3 protein-coding genes are annotated in these 1375 nt (G+C 49.5%); all 3 read left to right on the top strand.

Features of this window, described 5'->3' with window-relative positions; all coding sequences use genetic code 11:
- Positions 1-196: hypothetical protein (locus tag A2517_RS06495; protein WP_294895296.1), on the top strand; the 196-nt coding region annotated here is incomplete at its 5' end.
- Complete coding sequence (locus tag A2517_RS06490; protein ID WP_294895294.1) at positions 189-1190, top strand: 4Fe-4S binding protein; 1002 nt, start codon at positions 189-191, stop codon at positions 1188-1190. The genes A2517_RS06495 and A2517_RS06490, both read left to right, overlap by 8 nt.
- Before the next feature lie 3 nt (positions 1191-1193).
- Positions 1194-1375 (top strand): hypothetical protein (locus A2517_RS06485; protein ID WP_294895291.1); only part of this gene is annotated, 182 nt, incomplete at its 3' end.

Raw genomic sequence — 1375 nt, 5'->3', positions numbered from 1 at the left:
ACCTTCTGAATTTCTCCTATCCACGCAACACCGTGATGGTGAACGCCTCTACAAAAGCACGCTTACCATGCCCTATTCCCTTAACCCAAATGATTATTGGCAATCCCAAACCTATGGAGCGGGAGCCATCTTTATCGGCTTCATAGGGGGGCTATTAGTCTATCGACGTACCAAGAAAGGGGCTAAAAATGGATAAATTACTCACCCTAACAGCTCTGCGCCGTGTTGTACAACTCACCGCATTCGTCTTTTTCGTTTACGGAGCGATGATTTTTACTACCTTTTATACGGGAGATAAACTGACCCAAAATCTCCCTGCCCTTTCATGCGCTTACGATCAGAGCGGGGGAGATTTTTGTGCACTGATCCCGCTCCAACATCAGATGGATCACCGTGTTTCGACCCTCTTTACCCAAAATGCAGGGGCGATGGAAGCATTGATGGGAACACTCATCACCATTGGTACCGTGGCCCTTTTGATTCTTATCCTCAACAAAGCGTTTTGCGGATGGCTCTGTCCTCTCGGATTTTTCCAAGAGACGATCACAATGATCGGCACCAAGCTCGGACTCACCCAGCTTACGTCACTAAGCCGTGAGACGATCACTAAAATCCGCCCGATCAAATGGTTTATTTTCCTTTTTCTCGTCCTGATTTTCCCCCTTCTCACGGGGATTGGATTTTTGGGTCACGAATGGGGCAATCCGTACTGTTCCATCTGCCCGAGTCGCATCATGACAACGGCCATGACGGGTGATATGTCTCAAGTTTATATCTCTCAGGCCAACGGAGGCTACTTTGCCCTCTCTCTGATCGCCGATTTGCTCTTCGGACTGATGATTGCCCTTGCCCTTTTCGTACGTCAGCCGTTTTGCCGTATCTGTCCGATCCTTCCAATGCAGACACTGTTCAAAAAAATCGGTCTTTTGCGTCTCGTCAAAAATGGATCCTCCAGCTGTGAGTCGTGCGGAAACTGTGTCAAAGCATGTCCGATGGATATTTATGAGATCCAAGACCAAGCCGAAAACCGCAATATTACCCACAGCGACTGCACCCTCTGCGGACGATGTGTCGAGTTTTGCCCTCATGATGGGGTCATGAGCTTCAAATACGGTCCGCTCACCCTCTATAGCTCTTCCAAGGAGGGGTTCAAAAAGCGGACCAAAATCGATAAATGGTGGAAGGGTTAAAGAGTGGAACCGCTAGCCCTCCTCTCCCTTTTCATCGTAGCCCTCTCTTATGGAGCGACAGCCTGTATGCTCACGTGCATGCCGCTGCTTTCCCCCATACTTTTGGCCAACAGTGCAACACGCCAGCAAAGCCTCCGAGTCCTGCTCCCCATCAGTTTAGGACGTATCAGCGGCTATATAGCCCT

This window comes from Sulfuricurvum sp. RIFOXYD12_FULL_44_77 (assembly GCF_001830725.1).
GTDB lineage: Bacteria > Campylobacterota > Campylobacteria > Campylobacterales > Sulfurimonadaceae > Sulfuricurvum > Sulfuricurvum kujiense_A.
The sequence above is the reverse complement of the archived record's forward strand: the minus strand, read 5'-3'. Positions and strand labels throughout refer to the sequence as shown.